The 2,608-nt window shown below is 41.4% G+C and carries 3 protein-coding genes; 2 read left to right on the top strand and 1 reads right to left on the bottom strand.

What is annotated here, in order from left to right; genetic code table 11:
• Positions 1-477 precede the first annotated feature (477 nt).
• A complete protein-coding gene (locus tag DPF91_RS21650; protein WP_117236501.1) occupies positions 478-867 on the top strand; it encodes a hypothetical protein in 390 nt (129 codons plus the stop codon).
• 158 nt (positions 868-1,025) lie between these two features.
• Here the strand turns inward: DPF91_RS21650 and DPF91_RS21655 are convergent, their stop codons facing one another.
• The gene (locus tag DPF91_RS21655; protein ID WP_117236502.1) at positions 1,026-1,370 is read right to left on the bottom strand and encodes a VOC family protein; all 345 of its coding nucleotides are present in this window, start codon (positions 1,368-1,370) and stop codon (positions 1,026-1,028) included.
• A 345-nt stretch (positions 1,371-1,715) separates the two neighbouring features.
• Between DPF91_RS21655 and DPF91_RS21660 the strand changes: the two genes are divergently transcribed.
• The coding region (locus DPF91_RS21660) for a tyrosine-type recombinase/integrase (protein WP_117236503.1) at positions 1,716-2,608 on the top strand (893 nt) is incomplete at its 3' end.

The raw sequence follows: 2,608 nt of genomic DNA on the forward strand, positions 1-2,608 counted from the left end.
AAAAACGAAGAGTATCAACCAGCATAAAACACCATGCACCACCAACCCTTTGCAAAGTACGTAGTGAGATGAATAACAGGATAAATCCTACACGTTGAAAACCTTATGCTCACACTGGCTTTTAAAGTCGATAAGTTGATCAGGACTGCGTGTTCGACTGCCTCATCTTGGCCAAGGCAATAGCCGCTAAAACAGGCCGTATATATGGTAGTTAACCTGCACTTTTAATCACGCTGCTGACTTGCAAAACCGGGGGAGACCATATAGGTGAGCAACGCTACCACCCTACCTAAACCATTGTGCCGTAAACATTAAAGCTGAATCAAACCGAAAATGCCAAGCGTTGGGAATCCGTCTTAAACGCTTTGTTATGTTGTAGTATCGATTCACCTCACTTTGCCCTTAAAAGCGATTTAACTATACTCTGAACAAAGAATACATGTTAGATTATTATCCTATAATCTCATAAGGTTAGACATGTCATCTTTTATTCCCGCTTCACTAAACGCAATCTTGTCTGGAGTCAAATTTTGGAAGGACTCGAAGAAAGAATCAATTGAGCAGCTTCAAAATAAAAAAGTCGCAATAGAAAACGTGTACAAGGCAGCCCTTGCAACCAAAGCATATCTATACGATTTACAAGTCTTAGGTAAGGAGATCGACCGCGATAAAGAGCGTGAACTTTCTAGAATTTGGTGGGACGCTGCTTGGGCAATAGATCAATATGACCAAAAGCTTTATTACTCAGCGAGAATGAAAGCCTTAAGCTATGCGGACCACCGTGAATGGTCAAAAGCTACAGAACAGAATATAACCGTAAAACTAGACGATATACTCGCTCAGTGTGACTGGGTGAAAGATAACTAGAGGCAACATAACGCCCAATTAAGGGGTGAGCAACGCTACCACCCAACCTAAAGCATTCTACCGTAAACACTAAAATTGAAGTAGAACCAAAAATGCCAAGCGTTGGGAATCCCTCTTAAATTGTTTGTTAGGTGCCGAACACTAAGCCTGAATTTTACCTAAAGTTGCCAGAAACCTTGCTCAATGGAACCCAGAATGTAGATAGCAAACTTACCCTTATTTGGAATCTCTAGCGGTGGAACAGCAATTTCAGCACCTTGCTCTTTGACTTGAATTACTGCCTTTTCAATATCATCGACTAAGTAGTATGGACGAACGACTGGAGTTTCATTTTCGCGTAATGGAGCACGAACACCAACAATACTTCCATCTGTTAGTTCGCTAGTCCTAGCCCCACCCAACATTTCATCTGGCTTAGCAAAACTAGCATTTTGGGCTAATTCATAAGCTTTACATACTGATTCAACATCTGGTGTGACGATTTCAAGATAGTGAACTTTCATAATTATTCCTTTTGATATTTACGCTGTACTCGAAAAAGCACCTAACGCCCAATTAAGGGGTGAGCAACGCTACCACCCTACTTAAAGCATTGCACCGTAAACACCAAAGTTGAAGTAGAACCAAAAATGCCAAGCGTTGGGAATCCCTCTTAAGAATTATTAACCTACTATCACCCCGTCTCAACGCATACTACAAAATAACCTAAGCCATTGAAATAATTTAATTTAAAACTTATTTAGACTCATCACGTCTCATTGTATATCACCACTCCAACACCCCCTTGCGTACCCCTAGAGGCATTGTTATTTTCCAGGGGAACAAACCAAAAATCGAGGGTTAACAACATGGCTGGACTATCTAAACTGACAAACACACAAATTAAAAATGCTTCAGCAGACGACAAAGAATATACGATGTCAGATGGCGGCAACCTTTATCTACGAGTTCGAAAAAATGGGTCTAAAAATTGGTTATTCATCTATACAGACTCTAACACAAAAAAGAGAAAGAAAATCGGATTAGGCTCCTACCCGACGATGACATTAGCTGAAGTTCGTAAAGTCGCGACAGAACTCAGAGAGCAAGCTGCCAATGGTATTGACCCTCGCGTTTTCCGTGAGAAACAGAAGTTTGACCGCCTAGTGGATAACAATCTCACATTCAAAGCCGTTGCTGAAAAGATGCTTGAAAAAGAAGAAGCCCAAGAGCTGATAAATAGAGAAGCTCTCATTCGAGAGTCTCGCGAGCAAGCACGAATCAATGGTACAGAGTTTGGAAAAGATGAAATTGACCGCATCATAAACAAAGTCCGTTCATCCTATCGCAAGCGACTATTTTTGAAGCGTAACCTGTATCCCAAACTAGCAAACTTGCCTCTATCATACATAACCCCTTCTGGTGCCATCGACGTCATTGCCCCATTACAGGCAAAAGGACAATTAGAGAATGTAAAGCGTGCTTGCTGCATCGCTAATCAGGTCATGAAATTTGGGGTTAACGCAGGTATTGTGAAATATAACTGCCTTGTTGACATAAAAAGTAACTTCGCAAAATCAAAAGTCGTTCACATGTCGACGGTTCCACCAAATGAGCTGAAAGATGTGATGGAAATCATGTCGGAAAACAACATGAAACCAGTAACTCGTTGCGCTTTCGAGATGCAGTTACACACCATGACTAGAGCCGATGAACTGGCGGCTATGCGATGGTGTGACATAGACTTTGAAAACAGGCTCTG

This window comes from Vibrio maerlii, assembly GCF_003415655.1.
GTDB classification, from domain to species: domain Bacteria; phylum Pseudomonadota; class Gammaproteobacteria; order Enterobacterales; family Vibrionaceae; genus Vibrio; species Vibrio maerlii.

What these genes read in the sequence shown, in the direction of transcription:
- DPF91_RS21655 (WP_117236502.1), bottom strand. Translation starts at nt 1,370, where the DNA reads ATGAAAGTTCACTATCTTGAAATCGTCACACCAGATGTTGAATCAGTA.
- DPF91_RS21650 (WP_117236501.1), top strand. Translation starts at nt 478, where the DNA reads ATGTCATCTTTTATTCCCGCTTCACTAAACGCAATCTTGTCTGGAGTC.